At 39.0% G+C, this 16,912-nt stretch carries 17 protein-coding genes; 8 read left to right on the top strand and 9 right to left on the bottom strand.

What is annotated here, in order from left to right; genetic code table 11:
- Positions 1 to 173 precede the first annotated feature (173 nt).
- Positions 174 to 2,627: a tetratricopeptide repeat protein gene (locus tag ABMQ40_RS14335; protein WP_370900800.1), complete on the top strand. Its 2,454-nt coding sequence runs from the start codon at positions 174 to 176 to the stop codon at positions 2,625 to 2,627.
- A 34-nt stretch (positions 2,628 to 2,661) separates the two neighbouring features.
- On the opposite strand, the gene ABMQ40_RS14340 is transcribed toward ABMQ40_RS14335, so the two are convergent.
- The 6 genes from ABMQ40_RS14340 to ABMQ40_RS14365 are packed head-to-tail and all read right to left on the bottom strand — an operon-like array spanning position 2,662 to position 6,666.
- The gene (locus tag ABMQ40_RS14340; protein ID WP_370900802.1) at positions 2,662 to 3,243 is read right to left on the bottom strand and encodes a hypothetical protein; all 582 of its coding nucleotides are present in this window, start codon (positions 3,241 to 3,243) and stop codon (positions 2,662 to 2,664) included.
- Positions 3,244 to 3,274: 31 nt separating this feature from the next.
- Positions 3,275 to 3,856, bottom strand: a complete 582-nt coding sequence (gene nudK / locus ABMQ40_RS14345) for a GDP-mannose pyrophosphatase NudK (protein WP_370900804.1) — start codon at positions 3,854 to 3,856, stop codon at positions 3,275 to 3,277.
- Positions 3,857 to 3,886: 30 nt separating this feature from the next.
- A complete protein-coding gene (locus ABMQ40_RS14350; protein WP_370900806.1) occupies positions 3,887 to 4,795 on the bottom strand; it encodes a TIGR01777 family oxidoreductase in 909 nt (302 codons plus the stop codon).
- Positions 4,796 to 4,811: 16 nt separating this feature from the next.
- Positions 4,812 to 5,156: a hypothetical protein gene (locus tag ABMQ40_RS14355; RefSeq protein WP_370900808.1), complete on the bottom strand. Its 345-nt coding sequence runs from the start codon at positions 5,154 to 5,156 to the stop codon at positions 4,812 to 4,814.
- Entirely contained in the window at positions 5,153 to 5,764 is a 612-nt protein-coding gene (locus ABMQ40_RS14360; protein WP_370900810.1) for an HPP family protein, read from the bottom strand. The genes ABMQ40_RS14355 and ABMQ40_RS14360 overlap by 4 nt, the downstream gene beginning before the upstream one ends.
- On the bottom strand, positions 5,764 to 6,666 hold the full coding sequence (locus ABMQ40_RS14365) for an arginase family protein (protein ID WP_370900812.1): 903 nt from the start codon (positions 6,664 to 6,666) through the stop codon (positions 5,764 to 5,766). Before ABMQ40_RS14365 ends, ABMQ40_RS14360 begins: the two co-directional genes overlap by 1 nt.
- 170 nt (positions 6,667 to 6,836) lie before the next feature.
- Between ABMQ40_RS14365 and ABMQ40_RS14370 the strand changes: the two genes are divergently transcribed.
- The 6 genes from ABMQ40_RS14370 to ABMQ40_RS14395 all read left to right on the top strand — a co-directional run bounded on the left by ABMQ40_RS14370 (position 6,837) and on the right by ABMQ40_RS14395 (position 11,744).
- Positions 6,837 to 7,169 carry a single-stranded DNA-binding protein gene (locus ABMQ40_RS14370; RefSeq protein ID WP_370900814.1) on the top strand — a complete coding sequence of 111 codons (333 nt, stop codon included), beginning with the start codon at positions 6,837 to 6,839 and terminating at the stop codon, positions 7,167 to 7,169.
- Positions 7,170 to 7,180: 11 nt separating this feature from the next.
- On the top strand, positions 7,181 to 7,636 hold the full coding sequence (locus ABMQ40_RS14375; RefSeq protein WP_370900816.1) for an HRDC domain-containing protein: 456 nt from the start codon (positions 7,181 to 7,183) through the stop codon (positions 7,634 to 7,636).
- Between the two features lie 129 nt (positions 7,637 to 7,765).
- Positions 7,766 to 9,112: a histidine--tRNA ligase gene (gene hisS / locus ABMQ40_RS14380; protein WP_370900818.1), complete on the top strand. Its 1,347-nt coding sequence runs from the start codon at positions 7,766 to 7,768 to the stop codon at positions 9,110 to 9,112.
- Positions 9,113 to 9,122: 10 nt separating this feature from the next.
- Positions 9,123 to 10,253 (top strand): chromate efflux transporter, encoded by a 1,131-nt coding sequence (gene chrA / locus ABMQ40_RS14385; protein ID WP_370900820.1) that lies wholly within the window; start codon positions 9,123 to 9,125, stop codon positions 10,251 to 10,253.
- Positions 10,254 to 10,272: 19 nt separating this feature from the next.
- On the top strand, positions 10,273 to 10,914 hold the full coding sequence (locus tag ABMQ40_RS14390) for a GNAT family N-acetyltransferase (protein WP_370900822.1): 642 nt from the start codon (positions 10,273 to 10,275) through the stop codon (positions 10,912 to 10,914).
- Between the two features lie 32 nt (positions 10,915 to 10,946).
- Positions 10,947 to 11,744, top strand: a complete 798-nt coding sequence (locus tag ABMQ40_RS14395; RefSeq protein ID WP_370900824.1) for a class I SAM-dependent methyltransferase — start codon at positions 10,947 to 10,949, stop codon at positions 11,742 to 11,744.
- A gap of 53 nt (positions 11,745 to 11,797) precedes the next feature.
- Here the strand turns inward: ABMQ40_RS14395 and ABMQ40_RS14400 are convergent, their stop codons facing one another.
- The 3 genes from ABMQ40_RS14400 to ABMQ40_RS14410 form a co-directional block, all read right to left on the bottom strand.
- Positions 11,798 to 12,034, bottom strand: coding sequence for a YtxH domain-containing protein (locus tag ABMQ40_RS14400; protein WP_370900826.1), 237 nt, complete (start codon positions 12,032 to 12,034; stop codon positions 11,798 to 11,800).
- Between the two features lie 108 nt (positions 12,035 to 12,142).
- Positions 12,143 to 12,985, bottom strand: coding sequence for an isoaspartyl peptidase/L-asparaginase (locus tag ABMQ40_RS14405; RefSeq protein WP_370900828.1), 843 nt, complete (start codon positions 12,983 to 12,985; stop codon positions 12,143 to 12,145).
- Between the two features lie 87 nt (positions 12,986 to 13,072).
- A complete protein-coding gene (locus ABMQ40_RS14410; protein ID WP_370900867.1) occupies positions 13,073 to 13,960 on the bottom strand; it encodes a cyanophycinase in 888 nt (295 codons plus the stop codon).
- Positions 13,961 to 14,159: 199 nt separating this feature from the next.
- Here ABMQ40_RS14410 and cphA point away from each other — a divergent pair, with 199 nt between their 5' ends.
- Entirely contained in the window at positions 14,160 to 16,787 is a 2,628-nt protein-coding gene (gene cphA / locus ABMQ40_RS14415) for a cyanophycin synthetase (protein WP_370900830.1), read from the top strand.
- Positions 16,788 to 16,912: the final 125 nt, after the last annotated feature.

Genomic DNA, 16,912 nt, shown 5'->3' on the forward strand with positions numbered 1-16,912 from the left:
GTTGTCAGACAGGAGTCCGAGAGAGGGGGTACTTTTGAGACAGCCTCTTTTTTATTTTTCTAATAATCATAATTGTTGAAATTCGTTGTAGCAGCCGCTTTACACTCATCATACACTTTTTTTATATAATTTTGCTCATTCAAGTATTAATCATCATTCATAAAAAAAATTCTGTGGCACATCGGATCTACCTGTACAATGTGGATGCTAAAACTAAAAAAGAATATCCTCATTATCTTGGAGAATGGAAATATGTAATTCCCGACCTTCTTCTTCCTTTATTTTCCGGAAATCCCGAAAGTAAAGGAAAGATGATGTACTTTGATAAGGAAGAAGGCATTGCCAGGCTGAGATTATTTTATAACCTGCTTGCCGATCACTATCAGCTACATTATCGCAAAGCCTATTATGAACCCGTTAATACAATGTTCGGCTTTCTGGAAGATTTGCCGTATGATACCTTTGTAATGGATGCGGAAGATGTATTCTATATGTCCGGTGAAGACCATGCCGAACAGGCAAAAGGATGGATTTTGGAGATTATTCAAAAAAATAAGCTATTTGATAAAGCGGTATCTGAACAGAATCTTGATGTATTGAATGAAATAATACAAGCGGCAGGCTATAGTTCATTTCTGGAGATGCTGCAAGACAGCTGGGTAAATTATGGCCTCGGATACTGGAATGAGGATGCCTATAAAAATGCTCCGGAGATCTTTGAAGAGAATGGGCTTTTCGGATTGAAAGACCATAAAGGGGAAATTCTGTCAGAACCATTTTTTGATGATTTTTTTGACTTTAGCGAAGGGTTTGCCGTTGTTCAAAAAGATGGCTTCTTTGGTTATATTCAGGAAAATGGTAAGCTTTTAATAGAGTGCAAATACCAGGATGGCTATGATGCTTTTTTACTGGACAATACGCTTTACGGAATAGTATGCCATGATAATAGTTTTGGTTTAATTCATATTCATACGGAAGAATGGGCCATTCCAAATGAATATGAATCTCTGGAATTATTGTATAACGGGCTTTTTAATGCTAGGAAAGATGACAATTTTTATTTGCTGGATAAAGAAAGCAGGCAAGTTGTTGACGGTTTTTCTGAAACTCCATTTGAGTTTGATTATAATGGTTTAATTTTCAGGAAACAAAAAGGTACTTCCAAACGTTGCTATTACAGCCTCACAGGGGTATATTTAGGAGACCATCCGGAAAACTCCCTTCATATAATTTCCGGCGGATATTATTGGGTGAAACCTAATAAATTTCAACAGAAGATAAGTATTATAAGTCCGGATGGAAGCCTTCTCGATACCAATATTGATAAAATAATTGTGCTGGATGATTACGACACCGTTGCTTACAAAAAAGCAAAGGATTGGTATATTTATGATCTGCAGCATTCCTGTTTCAGGCTGGATGCTGTTGATATTGAGCAGTTGCATATTGACGGTTTCAGCCGTTTTGTATATAATGTATTTATAATTTCTGTCCAGGGTGAAACCGGCCTTTACCATGCTGTTGAAAACCGTTGGCTCGTACCTTTGTCGAAAGATCATCTTAAGATCGAACATTGCAATCAGGAAGTTTTTCGTATTATTACCCCTGAAGGGACGTATTATTATGATCAGAAAACAGATTCCAATAGCGAAACATATGATTGTATAATAGAAGGAATAGAGTATGAAACACAACTGATTTGTCTTTTCCGGGGAGAAAGCATGTTTGCACTGGACCATAACAGGCGGCTTCATGAAATATCTTCTGAAGAAATGGGCAGGTTGTACGAGAAAAGATATAATCTCAGGGGAAAGGATCAGCAATATTTTCTGGACTATTACCGGGGCTGGACAAAAAGAATGGGAAGTGGCTATGAAGCGTATTTTGATGATACAACTTTATTTCATCAGGCTAATGAATTGAAAAATGAAGGAGATCTGAAAGAAGCTGTAAGGCTATATACCATTGGTGCGGAAAGAGGTAGTGCCGAGATGATGACGGAGTTAGGTCTCATTTATACGGATGCAGAACATCCGGAGTTTTGCAACCTATCGGCGGGAATTTCTTATTTGGAACAAGCAGCTGAAAAAGATTATGCTGCTGCCTGGAATAATATCGGGTACCTGTATCAGCAGGGGATTGGCTATTCTAAAAATATCGTAAAAGCAATAGAAGCTTACGAAAAAGCGGCTGCATTGGGCGATGGCCAGGCAATGAGCAATTTGGGCCACCTTTATTTTTATGGTGATGAGACAGAGCAGAATTATGACCTGGCTTTAGATTTTTATAAAAAAGCGGAAAAGAAGTATTTTTTCAACGAAGAAAATATCTCCGAAATTTATTATCAGAGACAAGATTACGCCAATCTTCAGCGTTATCTGAAAAAAGATGTCGGTAATACCTATTCCCACATATATTATGGGATCATGTATGATCATGGCTTTGGTGTAAAGCAAAACATAAAAAAAGCCATCCGGCATTATGAAAAAGCATTAGGGTATCTTACATATACATATGCCCTGGAAAGGCTGTTGCATTATTATAAAGAAGACCCTGCCTTTGCAGATCCGGAGAAATATAGCCAATGGATTTCCTATGCTGAAAATAATGATATGAAAGTGAATTAATAGCTCTGCACCAATTTATCCAACATGAAAGGGTTTAATTAACTGTTTTCTGATATAGGTAAGTAAGTTTTGAGTTTTTAATAAAATCTTCCATGGTTGTTTTGGCTGTTGCTTCCTTGTAAGTCAGCTCAATATAATAGGTAAGGGCCTGGGAGATCCTGTAATCTTTGCATGTAATTTTAAATCTCCTTACCGTAGGACCCGGATTAAGAAATGTGAGCTCAGAAGCATCATTTAGGCTTATGCCATTTGTATCAAAAGCTGCCTTGGGATCTTTTTGAAGCCTCAGAAACCTTTTCTGAGTTTTGTCTGTGGTTTCATCAAGAAACTTCTGCATCTGATAATCGGTTAAAAGTTGCGGATAGATCAGTCCTTCCTTTAATAATTGGGCTAAGATTTTATCAGATTTGTCGTAGTAAAAAAATTTATCATCAAACTGTACCAGGTTATCTTTTACCGTTATTTTTCCTTCAAATTTTTTATAATTTTTCTTTTTGTAATCATTTTTAAAATGTTCTACTACAGCCTTATCTTTCGCACTCAAAGTTTCTTTCTTCTGTCCAAATCCATAGGCTGATAATAATAAACAAAGGCTTATTGAAAATAGTTGTTTCATAATTTACTTTTTTATTTCAATTAGTTCTTTTTTATAAAATATTTTTCAGACGAATATGCTGAAGCAGCATAATAGTTTTAGCATCCTTTATTTCTCCTGAATCTATCATGGCAAGAGCATCACTGAAGGGTAATTCCAGGACTTCGATATCTTCACCTTCATCTTCAAGTCCGCCACCGTTTGTCACTTTCATTTCCTTAGAATATTCGGCAATAAAGAAATGCAGGATCTCCGTAACAGAGCCGGGCGACATATAAGCTTCAAAAATTTTTTCAACCTTGGAAATTTTGTATCCGGTTTCCTCTTCCGTTTCCCTTTTTATACACTCTTCAGGATTATCATTGTCCAAAAGGCCGGCACAGGCTTCAATCAGCATTCCTGTCCGGTTTCCGTTAATATAGCTTGGTAAACGGAATTGCCGGGTTAAAATTACGGATTTAGCATGTCTGTTGTAAAGCAAAACAACGGCTCCGTTTCCCCTGTCATAGGCTTCCCGGCTTTGTCTTTCCGTTGTGCCGTCTTTCTTTATGATACTGTAAGTTATTTTTTTTAAGGTGTACCAGTTATCAGATAAGATTTCCGTCTTTTCAATATGAACTTCTGGGTTTTGCATATTTATATTTATGGATATTTTGTAAAACGTTTAATTCTTTTGAAGCAAATCTTTCAGAGCCTGCTGCAGGCCAGGAAACTCAAACCGGAATCCTGCATCCTGAATTTTTTGTGAAGAAGCTCTGGATCCCTTCAACAGAGCATCCGCAAGTTCCCCAAAGATAAGCTTTAATATGAAACCCGGAATATTGGGCATCCATAAAGGCTTATGAAGGACCCTGGCTATTATTCTGATGAGGTTTTCGTTGGTGGTATGCTCTGGTGATGAAGCATTGTAAACGCCATCCAGACTTGTATTCTTTAAAGCAAATTCATATAAAGAGCAGATGTCTCTCAGATGGATCCAGGGCATATATTGTTTTCCGCTTCCCAAAGGTGAGCCTACACCGTATTTAATTGGAGTCATTATTTGTTTCAATGCACCTTCTTTTTCAGAAAGAACAACAGCCGTACGTAGTTTTACTACCCGTTCTGCAAGCTTTTGGACCTTAAATTCATCCGCTGATTTTTCCCAAAGAATGACCACTTCACTTAAGAAATCATTACCCGGAGGATCTTTTTCCGTAAAAATCTTGTCGGTGGTCAGGGTACCGTAGTAATTAATTCCGGATGCCGTAATAAATGATTTCAGCTGAATGTTTTTCCTCCTTAATGTATTGAGAAGAAGGGTTGCAGAATCTATGCGGCTGGAGATCAATTCTTTTTTTCTGTCATTTGTCCAGCGTTTTTCAGAAATATTAGCGCCTGCCAGATGAATGATATGAGATACATTCTCAAAGGCAGATTCGTCAATAATGCCATTTGTGATATCCCACTCATATTCGTCGCTTTGCTTTTTCTTCCGGGTTAGCAACCGTACAGTATAATCATTACCGATTTTTTTCGATAATTCACGGGCGATCATACCGCCGGCTCCGGTGATCAGAACAACTTCTTTCATAACAATTTTTAACGGGTCAGGTCTGATTTTTCACAATCAGGACAAAATCATCTTCCAAAAGCTTATATCCGTAGTCATAGATAAATTTATATTCAGAGCCGTTTTTATAAACTTTCAGATTGGTGAAATAATCAAAATCAAAACCTAAGCCATCCAGCTTTGATTTTGAAATTTTAGTTTTACCATCAATATTTACATCCCTTAAAATGCGGTAATTCTTGCGAAGCTTATTATTGATATTCCGCATCAGGTTATTAGAATCCTTATTCTGCTTATTATTATAGGCGTTTCGGCAGGCATCGTTGCAGAATTTTTTATCTGACCTTCCGATGATTTTTTCGCCACATTCCAGACAATTCATGATACTTCTCTTTTCATTTTGTGCGTATGCGCATGTTTTTTCTTTAGAAGCCTTTTCAGCCTGCTATGTGTAGGATAGCTCCTGTTGGGAGTGATATTGTTAAAAAACAAAGCCACAAGCAGGAGTATGATGCATCCTGATAGAACAGGCGAGATCACATACCAATAGCCCAGTTCAGGAATCTTTCCTGTTGAGCTTACAGCAATAAGGGCCGTAGCTCCTCCCGGCGGATGTAAAGTTTTGGTGTACTGCATTAAAACAATGGAAAATGCTACGGCCAGGGGAGCGGAAAGCCAGATGATATCAGGAACTATTTTGTAAACTGTGACGCCCACAAGCGCTGAAATGAGATGCCCGCCAACGAGATTCCTCGGCTGAGCCAACGGGCTCTGGATGGCTCCGTAAATCAGCACACTTGATGCACCAAAAGAACCGATCAGGAAAATATTTTCCGTGGCGGATAGAGTATGTGACTGGATAAAGGCAATGATGCCGATCCCGAAAAAGGCACCCAGAAATGACCAGAAATGTTCTCTGTAATCAATGAGCGTCTCTCTGTAGATCACATATTTTGAAACCCTGAAGGTTCTTTTTATCGTTTTTCTCATTAATCTTTATTTTTTATAATCTGAATTAAATTGTTTACAAAAAGTTGGGTATACCGGCCATCCCGGTCATAATCCGGATCCAAAATGGTGATTTCTATCCCTGCACACCTGTCATCATGGATCAATGGACGTAAAATTTCCCTAAGGTTGTCATAATTTATGCCATCTTCCGTCCTGCTATCTACGGCAGGCATTATTTCATCACTCAAAACATCAACATCAAAATGGATGAAGAAGCCGTCCAAAGCTTTTTTTTCAATCATTCTTAAAAATTCTTCAGCCGTATTCCTGAAGCCGTTTTTCCGGAGCCTGTACAGATCAAAATAATGAATTTTGGAACGTAAGATCTGTTCTACATATTCTTCATCATCAGTTTCCGCATTGCCGGCACAGAAAATATTTTCTTCCAGAAAATAAGGTCCCAGATTATCAATATCGGTTAACTTTTCATGCCCAGTTCCTGTTACAATCGCAAGATCCATACCCGCGGCTCCACCACTCGGGGAAAGTGTTGAAGGAATATAATCTGTGTGGCCATCGAGATAAAAAAGCCCAAAGTTCCCTGACTTTTTTAAAGCCAGAGCGGTTCCGATCAGAATACTGCAATCACCCCCAAGGATGATGTTGAATGTTTTACGATCAAAATGATCCAGAATAAGCTTTGACTGTTTCCGGGCATATTCCACGATCTGTGCCGCGTTTCTCACCCCTGTCTCCGGATCAAAATCCATGGCATATTCCGGAGGGTTCAGCCTGAAAATATTTTTGGGACGAATCTCTTTGTGAAAACCAAATTTTCTGAGCCAGTCCGGAAGCTTTTTTACACCCGGCTCTGTTTCATGTGGCTTTTTAGTGAGACCTAAATTGAAGGGAAGCTCATAAAGATTAATGTCCCTTTGCATAATTGAATTTTTATCAAAGATACGGAATTATCCGTTTACAAACGAATACAAATGGATTTAAATAATTTTCTACCGACTTGGTTTTTGGGATTCGGCAATCTTTGCATCAGAGATCTGAGAAAACAGTGAGCCTCTCCGATCTGAATTATTAATCTTAAAAATGTAATATTATGTCACTAAGAAACAAAGTAACCCTGATCGGGTACACAGGAAAAGAAGTAGAAATGGTAAACTTCGACAACGGAAATGTTAAGGCAAGTGTGTCTTTGGCAACCAGCGATCATTACACCAATGCAAAAGGTGAAAAAGTGGAAGAAACACAATGGCACAATCTGATTGCTTTTGGAAAAGTAGCTGAAATTTTTCAGAAATATGTTCCGAAGGGAAAAGAAATTGCCATAGAAGGTAAACTTACATACAGGTCTTATGATGATAAAGATGGTGTGAAGAGATACATCACGGAGATCCGAGTAGATGAAATCCTATTGTTAGGAGGTAAATAAAAAACACACAAATGATGAAAGTAAAGGTTTTTAAAATAAGATTACCCGAAAAGTTTCTTTATGATGACCAGAAAATGCTGGATGCATTCCTGGAAACAAAAGAAATTATAAAAGTGGAAACCGCTTTTATAAATGATGAAAATTATTGGTCTGTAATCCTGTACTTTGAAGAGCTAAAAGCTTCTCAAAACATGGTGAAAGAACCCAAAGGAAACAAATATTCCGCAGAAAACGATATGCTGAGTTCTGATGAAGAAAAAATTTTGGACGCCCTTAAATTATGGAGATCGGAAAAAGCGAAAGAACAAAATCTTCCCACTTATTTTATTGCTACCAATAAAGAACTGATGTCTGTAGCCAAATATAAGCCTGCCAAAAAAGAAGAATTGCTGGATATCAAAGGTTTCGGAAAACATAAAATTGAAAATTATGGTGAAGAGATCCTGGAAATTCTGGAGAATGTTTAAATGATTAATGAAGCACAAATGATTGAAAATGAGCCGGGAAATTATTTTCCGGCTTTTTTATTGCTGTAAAAGTTCCTCAATTCACTATTTTTGCATAACGATCAATTTAAATATCATTTTATCAATATAATGAAGCCAAGTTTAGCAAGAGGAACAAGAGATTTTTCCGCATTAGAAGTTTCCAGAAGAAGATACATTATCAATATATTACAGAAAAATTTTGAGCTGTTTGGATTCCAGCCGCTGGAAACCCCAAGCTTTGAAAATCTTTCAACATTAACGGGAAAATATGGAGAAGAGGGAGATCGGCTGATTTTTAAAATTTTAAATTCGGGGAACTATCTGGATAAGATTTCTCCGGAAGAACTGCATATTGAAAATTACCAGGCCCTAACCAAAAAAATTTCTGAAAAAGCGTTAAGATATGATCTTACGGTTCCTTTTGCCCGGTTTGTTGCCATGAACCACGGACAGCTGGTTTTTCCTTTTAAACGTTATCAGATCCAGCCGGTATGGAGAGCAGACAGACCTGCCAAAGGAAGATTCAGGGAATTTTATCAGTGTGATGCCGATGTTGTAGGGAGTGAAAGCCTTATACAGGAAGTGGAGCTGATCCAGTTATATTTAAAATCTTTCTCAGATCTGAATATTTCTGTCACCATCCACCTGAACAACAGAAAGATCCTTTCCGGACTGGCAGAATATGCAGGGATTACAGATCAATTAATAGATTTTACAGTGGCCCTCGATAAACTGGATAAGATCGGAAAAGAAGGAGTGATAAAAGAACTGCTGGAAAGAGGAATTGCTCAGGAATCCATCAATAAGCTGGACTTTTTATTCTCACAATCGGATGATGCCCTGGAAAATCTTCTTAAGCTGAAAGAAAGATTTGCAGGTAATGAAACTGGGCTTAAAGGAGTTGAAGAACTTGAATATGTATTTACCCAATCTTTAAACCTGGGAGTAGATATTCAAAACCTTGTTTTTGATATTACTTTAGCCAGAGGTTTAGACTATTATACAGGAGCTATTTTTGAAGTAAAGGCTGATGAAGTGCAGATGGGATCCATTGGCGGCGGCGGCAGATATGATAACCTCACGGAAGTTTTCGGTGTGAAGAATATTCCCGGAATAGGTATTTCCTTTGGTTTAGACAGAATTTATCTGGTTATGGAAGAACTTGGGCTTTTTCCTGCGGAGGCCGCTTCAAAAGTAGCGTATCTGTTTGCTAATTTTGGGGGAGAAGAAGCCCTGGAAGCCTTAAAACTCATTGCTCAATTAAGGAAAAAAGGTATTTCCGCGGAAATTTATCCTGAAAATGCTAAATTAGGGAAACAGTTCACCTATGCAGAAAAAAAAGGCATTAAAAATATTGTATTCTTAGGGGAAGAAGAGATAAGGAACAGGACGGTTACCTTTAAAAACCTGGAGTCCGGAGATCAAAAAACAGTCTCTCTGGAAGAATTTTTATAGAAAAAGCATTATGAAAAGTAGTGCGGAAGATTTAAAGCAAATTGCCGGACTTTTCCTGAAATTAGGAATAATTGGCTTTGGAGGTCCTGCTGCACACATTTCAATGATGCATGAAGAAGTCGTCACAAAAAGGAAATGGCTGACCGAACAGCACTTTCTTGATTTAATAGGCGCGACCAATCTGATACCGGGGCCAAACAGCACGGAAATGGCCATCCATATAGGACGGGAAAAAGCAGGCTGGCAGGGCTTAATTATTGCGGGAATTTGTTTCATTTTTCCTGCCGTTATTATTACAGGTTTTTTTGCATGGCTATATAAAGAATATGGCCGGCTGCCGGAAATTCAGCCGTTTGTATACGGTATAAAGCCGGCTATTATCGCCGTGATTCTCGGAGCAGTATTTCCTTTGGCTAAAAAATCAGTGAAAACTATAGGTTTAGCCGTTCTGGGGATATTGGTGCTGATTTGTTCCCTGTTAAATCTCAATGAAATTTACCTGTTATTCGGGGCCGGTATTATAGCTGTTATCTGGCTTGCGGTGAAGAACAAAAATGCCGGTGAATTAAGAAATTTGGTCCCCATAACAATTTTAAAGGAGCCGGAAAGTAGCCTTATATCAGCTACAAATATCCAGCTGTTGCTGACTTTTCTTAAGGTTGGCGCCATTTTATATGGAAGCGGCTATGTATTGTTTGCCTTCCTGGATGCTGAGCTTGTATCCAGGGGCTTAATGTCGAGAAGACAACTTATTGATGCTATTGCAGTTGGGCAGTTTACTCCCGGACCCGTTTTTTCCTCCGTGACCTTTATAGGATATCAGATCAATGGCTTAACCGGTGCTGTGGTTTCTACCATCGGAATCTTTCTGCCTTCTTTTTTATTTGTGGCCTTACTGAATCCTTTGGTTAAGAAAATGAGAAATTCAGAAATGTTTTCAGCTTTTCTGGATGCGGTGAATGTGGCTTCTGTCGCAATAATTATCTCTGTATGCGTCAGCATGGGAGAAGATACCATTACAGACTGGCGTACGATTGTTATTGCTCTGCTAAGTCTTACTTTCAGTTTCGGATACAGGATAAATAGTGCGTTTATTGTATTGGGTGGTTCGGTTTTGGGGTATTTATTAGCACTAATTTAATAAATTCCATAATCATAGAATGGAAAGACAGATTTCACCAGATATAATTGAAAAATGGCTCAGAGCATGGTCATTATCAAGAAAATTACCCTTACCTGCTCACTATAAATCCGGGTTTATGGTGAACGTGGGAGATAGAAAACAAAAAATACGTTATGTATTTCCCCGGTTAAATGATGATTTCATCCAATTGGCAGAAACAATTGACGAACCTTGGGTTTTCTTAAAAGTTTGCGCTTCTTTTGAAGAGTTTAAAGCAAAAATTCCTGGAAAATGGGTTTTACAGCCACAAGGTTATATGATGTATTGTTTCCGCCCAATGACATTCCCCGATATGGATCTGCCTGATGAGTACAGATTGGAATATGACCATTATCAATCGACCTTTATGGTCAGGATTGTTACGAAAGACGGACAGCTGGCTTCGACAGGCCGAGTCGTGCTTGTTGATGATCTGGCGGTTTATGATAGGATTTCAACAGAAAAATTTTACCGTAGAAAAAGATTAGCAACTTTTCTAATGAAAGAACTTGAAAAAATCGCAATCTCAAACGGTATTTCCAACAATTTTTTGGTTGCAACTCAGGAAGGCAGATCACTATATGAATCACTGGGCTGGGAGCTTTACAGCCTTTATACTTCCGTTGTTATTCCCGGATAAATGAAACATTAGATTGACAAAAAACTGAATCAATGAAAAACTATTTAGAAATAAACAGAAATTCATGGAATGCCAAAGTGGAACCGCATCTGAAATCGGATTTTTATTTTGTGGATGAATTTTTAAAAGGTAGAACTTCTCTTAACTCTATAGAGCTTCAGCTTTTAGGTGATATCAAAGGAAAAAAGGTTTTGCATCTTCAGTGTCATTTCGGTCAGGACTCTATTTCTCTTTCAAGACTGGGAGCAAAAGTTACGGGGATAGACCTGTCAGATAAAGCTATTGAAGCGGCAACAGAACTGGCAGAACAATGCGATGCAGATACAAAGTTTATTTGCTCTGATGTATACTCTCTCCCTGAAGTTTTAGATCAAAAATTCGATATTGTTTTCACAAGCTACGGTGTCATCGGCTGGCTGCCGGATTTGAATGAGTGGGCTAAAGTTATTAGTCATTTTTTGAAAGCTGATGGAAAATTTATTATGACAGAGTTTCATCCCGTAGTCTGGATGTTCGATGATGATTATAAAGAAATTGCCTACAACTATTTCAATGAGAAACCTATAGTGGAAACTTATGGGGGTACCTATGCGGATTTTTCAGCAAATATCGTTCAGACCTATGTGATGTGGAACCATTCCCTGGCAGATGTTATTCAGAATCTGCTTCAACATGATCTGGAATTAAAAAGCTTTCAGGAATTTAACTGGTCGCCATATCCATGCTTCAAGCATGTAAAAGAATTTGAAAAAGGAAAATGGATAATTCCGCAGTTCGGAAACAAGATCCCTCTTGTGTATGCCCTGTCAGCACAAAAAAAGTCATCATAATTTTGATTACGATGACTTTTTCTATATATGAATGTTAAAAAAATAATCTGACTTTAGCTTACAGAGTCTTCAGTGTTAGTTTTAACATCATCAACCTTGGTCTTAACCTGGGAAGCAACATCATTGGCCTTGTTTTTAAGATCGTTTCCCCATTTGTTAAGGTTATCCTTAGCAGCGTTGATCTTATCTTTTACTGCTTGCTGTTCTTCCGGAGTCGATTTTTTATACTTCCAGTAGGCTAAAGCACCTAATCCTAATAAAGCTAGTAGGCCTTTTGTTTTATTTCCCATGATTTCTATTTTTTTAAGTTAGTAATATTAAAATTTGTTATTAATAATCATGTAAAATACGTGCCAAAAAAATAACAGGACTTATAAAAAAATGTTAAAATTTGGGAATCAATTAAAAACTTCAAAGTTTTCACCGTCAAAGCTTGCAAAAACCATTGTGGGATGAGAATCCTGGTGGTGTATATTTCCGTTCCTGTCTATGGCTATAGCCCCTGCGAAGCCGTCAACGGCTTTTAATTCTTCAAAGGTTTTATTAAAGGCATTTTCCAGGCTCATGCCATCTGTGACCCTGGTTACAATTTTGGCCGCCGTAGCATTGCTCACAATATCTTCTCCCACTCCCGTACAGCTTACGGCACAAAAAGAATTGGCATAATTTCCTGCTATTGTGGCGGAATCAGAAATCCTTCCGGGAATTTCAAAGCCTTTTCCGCCTGTTGAGGTAGCCACGGCCAGTTTTCCGTTTTTATCTATGGCTACACAGCCTACTGTACCTTTTCCGCCATTGCCAAGCTTGGCTTCATATTCTTTTCTTCTCTGGGGAATCTCGGTTGAGAAATTTTCAAAGCCATGCTTTGTTGCATATAATTTTGCTCCGTTTCCTCCTAAAACCCTGTCTTCTTCCTTGATAAGCTCCTTTGCTACAAAAACCGGATTCCTGACATCCTGAATATTGATAACGCCACTGAGCTTTTGGGTTTCACCATCCATAATGGCGGCGCTCATACGGATCACTCCGTCACTTTGGATCTGTGAGCCTGTTCCGGCATTATACAACGGATCATCTTCCAGCAATGAAACGGCATAAGCCACCGTATCAAAAGCTGAGTGAGACTGAAGGTATTCAAAAGCCCGGAGGGCTATGCTTCTTAACGAATTTTGTTTGGCTGTTTTTATTTCGTGGCTCTGTTCACTTTCAGAGAAAAAACCACCGTGAATTATTATTTTCATAAATGATAATGGCAATGATTGTGGGTTAATTTATAAAATTTATGTGATAACTTTTTATAATTTGCCTTCTATTATGATCATTTATGTCTATCTGTCCTGAGGTATCGGGTTAAACTGAGAGTTTTCGATGGTCAACGTTCTTGTGATCAGATCATAATGATCATTCATAGACATGACGTGTACGATCAGATTATCAATGGAAATAGGTTCTCCAAGGTTGATATTCGTAAGATTGGTATCTTTAATAAACCTTCCGTCTACAATGATTACAAGCCCGGAACCTACCGCTGTCATAACATCATTATGGATGAAAAGCCCCGTATCTTCTCCCAAACCAATCCCTAAAGTCCTCGGATTATTGACAACAGCCTGAAATAATCTTCCGATTCTTCCCCTCTGTACAAAATGGGTATCGATAATTACATTATCAATGAGCCCCAGACCCTGGGTAGTTTTGATCTCACCTTTCAGCAAAGCTTCAGAACTGCTTCCCTGGTAGATCATATTTTCAGAAGCTGCGGCAGCTCCGGCTGAAGTCCCGGAGTAAATGAAGTCCTGTTCCTGGTATTTTAATAAAATGGTGTCATGAAATCTGGTGCCGCCGAGAATAGAGGTAAGCCTTAGCTGGTCTCCACCGGTGAACATCACCACATCAGCGGCATTGGCCCTTGCAACCATTGCGTCAGAATTGGCCTCTTCGCGATTATGGATATCAAGGATATTGACATTTTTAGCACCGAGAAACTCAAATGCTTTTTTATATTCTGCACCTACGATCTGGGGAATTTGAGAAGCGGTGGTTACAATTTCTATAACAGAGTTTTCCTTGTATTTAGATTCGTTAATGATCTTTCTTAAAATGCCTCGTTCAAAAAAGTTCAGATTTTTTTCAATATTCTGGTCGAAATCGGTTTCCGAAAAGCTCCCTTTATTTACGGCTCCTCCAATGATAATTAATTTTCCAACGGGTTTCATCATAGATGCAAATTTAAAAAATAATTAATATTTGATGAAATGCCGGTAGATTTAAATTGATTATGAGTATTTTATATTATTAATAAAATTTCATATTTTTTTGAGAAATCTGTAAATGTGGTATAGTTTTGTTTACACTTTTACATTATCTTTGATTGTATAAGACGGTATTACTAACTAGGAAAAATGCAAATTGATTATGAAAATTGAAAAAATACAGGCATTGCGCGGCCCGAATATTTGGAGTATCAGAAGAAAGAAGCTGATACAGATGAGATTGGACCTGGAAGAAATGGAAAACTTCCCGACCAATAAGATAGAAGGCTTCAGAGAAAGAATAGAAAAGCTGATACCATCTTTAATTACACACAGATGCTCGGAAGGTGTGGAAGGAGGATTCTTTCACAGAGTGGAAACCGGAACCTGGATGGGGCATGTAATTGAGCACATCGCCCTGGAAATCCAGACTCTGGCAGGAATGGATGTAGGTTTTGGAAGAACCCGGGAAACCAAGACGCCGGGGGTTTATAATGTAGTATTCAATTATCTCGAAGAAAACGCGGGAATATATGCGGCAGAAGAAGCGGTAAAAATTGCAGAAGCCTTGATAGAAGGTAAGGAATATGATCTGAATGCATGCATTCAGAAACTGAAAGAGATCAGGGAACAAGTACGGCTTGGCCCGTCAACAGGAAGTATTGTTGAAGAAGCTGTTTCCCGGAAGATCCCATGGATAAGGCTGGGGTCAAATTCTTTGGTGCAATTGGGATATGGCGTCAACCAGCAAAGATTTCAGGCTACCATTACAGGAAAAACGAGCTCAATAGCCGTTGATATTGCCTGTAATAAGGAGCTGACCAAAAAAATGCTTCATGATGCCGCCATTCCGGTCCCTGTAGGAGAACTGGTAACGCATGAGGAAGAGCTGGACAGGGCTATCAGGAAAATAGGGTATCCCATTGTGATAAAACCCCTGGACGGAAACCATGGAAAAGGTACCTCCATCAATGTAAATGACTGGGAAACCGCAAAGACGGGATTGGAGCATGCCCAGAAATATTCCAGGAAAGTAATCGTTGAAAAATATATTACAGGCTACGATTTCAGGGTTTTGGTGATCAATAATAAAATGGTCGCTGCTGCCAGAAGAGTTCCCGCTCATGTGGTAGGTGATGGGGAGCTGAATATTCAGCAGCTGATTGAAAAAGAAAATAAAGACCCCAGAAGAGGTTACGGGCATGAAAACGTCCTGACTGAAATAGAAGTCGACAAAGATACCATGGAACTTCTGGAAAAGCTTAACTATACTCTTGAAACCATTCCCCAGAAAGGGGAGATCGTATATTTGAAATCTACAGCCAACCTTTCTACAGGAGGTACTTCAATTGACGTTACCGATATGGTTCACCCTGAGAATATTACAATGGCTGAAAGAATATCGAAAATTATCGGTCTGGATGTATGTGGAATCGATATTATGGCGGAAAATCTGACACAGCCGCTGAAAGAAAGTGGCGGAGCCATTATAGAGGTGAACGCGGCCCCCGGATTCAGAATGCACCTCGCTCCAAGTGAAGGGCTTCCGAGGAATGTTGCCGCACCTGTGGTTGATATGCTTTATCCTCCCGGCAAACCCTTTACCATTCCTATCATTGCAGTAACAGGAACAAACGGGAAAACCACCACTACAAGACTGATCGCCCATATCGTTAAAAGTAACGGCTACAGAGTAGGATTTACCACTTCAGATGGTATTTATATTCAAAATACAATGCTTACGAAAGGTGATACCACAGGCCCTGTTTCCGCTGAATTTATTCTGAAAGATCCTACCGTGGAGTTTGCAGTCCTGGAAACCGCAAGAGGAGGGATCCTGCGCGCCGGCTTAGGCTTTTCCCAATGCGATATCGGTGTTTTAACCAATATCAGGGAGGACCATCTGGGTATGAATGATATCCATACCCTTAAAGACCTGACAAGGGTAAAAAGGGTAGTGCTTGACAGTGTAAAGAAAAACGGCTGGAGCGTAATGAATGCTGATGACGAGTATTCTATGAAGATCGTAAATGACCTGGACAGCCAGGTCGCCATTTTCAGTATGGATGAAAATAATCCTCATATCAGACGTTTTGCCAAAGAAGGAAAGATCACCTGCGTATATGAGGAAGGCTTTGTAACCATTAAGAAAGGTGACTGGAAGATCAGGATCGGGAAAGCAAAAGATTTTCCGATTACCATGGACGGAAAAGCCAGATTCATGATTGAAAACGTACTGGCTGCAAGCCTTGCCTGCTACCTCCATGGCTTCGGGATTGAAGATATTTCAAATTCACTGAGGACATTTATCCCTAGTGCACAGCTTACGCCGGGAAGACTGAATATTTTTAAGTTCAAAAACTTTAAAGTACTTATTGATTTCGCCCATAATCCGGCCGGCTATGAAGCGATTGAGGATTACCTGCGGAATGTGGAATCCAATAAGAAAATAGGCATCATTTCAGGAGTTGGAGACCGGCGGGATAATGACATCAGAGAATGTGGAAAAATCGCCGGAAGAATGTTTGATTACATCATCATCAGGAATGAAAAGCACCTTCGCGGAAGAACCGAAGAGGAGATCAACGGATTGCTTATTGAAGGAATGCAGGCTTCCGGGAGGGATATAAGCTACGAAATCATTCCTAAAGAAATAGAAGCTCTGAAACATGCCATAAGTATGGCTGAAGAGGGTACCTTTATCACGGCCCTGAGTGATGTTATCTCCAATGCTATCGAGCTGGTTCAGGAATATCAGACAAAAGAACTGCTGGAAGATGATAAGATCTAATGAGCAAGCCTCCGGATTCCGGAGGCTTTTATTTTATATTCCTGTATTTTGAAACCGTTGCCGGTTTAATTTATTCTGTGAATTTATATGTAGTGAATATTGTGTTGAAATAACTTAAGATCACG

This window comes from Chryseobacterium gossypii (assembly GCF_041361455.1).
GTDB classification, from domain to species: domain Bacteria; phylum Bacteroidota; class Bacteroidia; order Flavobacteriales; family Weeksellaceae; genus Chryseobacterium; species Chryseobacterium gossypii.

What these genes read in the sequence shown, in the direction of transcription:
- cphA (WP_370900830.1), top strand. Translation starts at nt 14,160, where the DNA reads ATGAAAATTGAAAAAATACAGGCATTGCGCGGCCCGAATATTTGGAGT.
- ABMQ40_RS14400 (WP_370900826.1), bottom strand. Translation starts at nt 12,034, where the DNA reads ATGGGAAATAAAACAAAAGGCCTACTAGCTTTATTAGGATTAGGTGCT.
- ABMQ40_RS14340 (WP_370900802.1), bottom strand. Translation starts at nt 3,243, where the DNA reads ATGAAACAACTATTTTCAATAAGCCTTTGTTTATTATTATCAGCCTAT.
- ABMQ40_RS14405 (WP_370900828.1), bottom strand. Translation starts at nt 12,985, where the DNA reads ATGAAAATAATAATTCACGGTGGTTTTTTCTCTGAAAGTGAACAGAGC.
- chrA (WP_370900820.1), top strand. Translation starts at nt 9,123, where the DNA reads ATGAAAAGTAGTGCGGAAGATTTAAAGCAAATTGCCGGACTTTTCCTG.
- ABMQ40_RS14395 (WP_370900824.1), top strand. Translation starts at nt 10,947, where the DNA reads ATGAAAAACTATTTAGAAATAAACAGAAATTCATGGAATGCCAAAGTG.
- ABMQ40_RS14370 (WP_370900814.1), top strand. Translation starts at nt 6,837, where the DNA reads ATGTCACTAAGAAACAAAGTAACCCTGATCGGGTACACAGGAAAAGAA.
- ABMQ40_RS14375 (WP_370900816.1), top strand. Translation starts at nt 7,181, where the DNA reads ATGATGAAAGTAAAGGTTTTTAAAATAAGATTACCCGAAAAGTTTCTT.
- ABMQ40_RS14365 (WP_370900812.1), bottom strand. Translation starts at nt 6,666, where the DNA reads ATGCAAAGGGACATTAATCTTTATGAGCTTCCCTTCAATTTAGGTCTC.
- ABMQ40_RS14390 (WP_370900822.1), top strand. Translation starts at nt 10,273, where the DNA reads ATGGAAAGACAGATTTCACCAGATATAATTGAAAAATGGCTCAGAGCA.
- hisS (WP_370900818.1), top strand. Translation starts at nt 7,766, where the DNA reads ATGAAGCCAAGTTTAGCAAGAGGAACAAGAGATTTTTCCGCATTAGAA.
- ABMQ40_RS14360 (WP_370900810.1), bottom strand. Translation starts at nt 5,764, where the DNA reads ATGAGAAAAACGATAAAAAGAACCTTCAGGGTTTCAAAATATGTGATC.
- ABMQ40_RS14350 (WP_370900806.1), bottom strand. Translation starts at nt 4,795, where the DNA reads ATGAAAGAAGTTGTTCTGATCACCGGAGCCGGCGGTATGATCGCCCGT.
- ABMQ40_RS14355 (WP_370900808.1), bottom strand. Translation starts at nt 5,156, where the DNA reads ATGAATTGTCTGGAATGTGGCGAAAAAATCATCGGAAGGTCAGATAAA.
- ABMQ40_RS14410 (WP_370900867.1), bottom strand. Translation starts at nt 13,960, where the DNA reads ATGAAACCCGTTGGAAAATTAATTATCATTGGAGGAGCCGTAAATAAA.
- nudK (WP_370900804.1), bottom strand. Translation starts at nt 3,856, where the DNA reads ATGCAAAACCCAGAAGTTCATATTGAAAAGACGGAAATCTTATCTGAT.